The following is a 321-nucleotide window of genomic DNA, read 5'->3' as shown; positions in this document are numbered from 1 at the left end:
TAATAATACCTCAAACTTAACAACCAGGTCAGCAACCAGCTCAAATATCACGATAGTTAAAAAACTGAAAAATGAAAAAATTAGCAGTATTATTAGATCATAGGTGGGATTCGGGTGTTAAAATTTTTTCTATTGGTGCTTCATTATCTTTTTTAAGATTATATGAATTACTTGAATTATTTAAAAATAAATTAGGGGATGTTGAAATAGATTTTTTCATAATNNNNTATAATCCTTATGGTAAAGTAGAATATTTTAAAGTTGATTTTAATGAATTATATGGAATATATAAAAATAAAGATATAAAGAGAATTATAGGGC

Source organism: Candidatus Nanopusillus massiliensis (assembly GCF_920984865.1).
Note: the sequence above shows the minus strand (reverse complement) of the source record.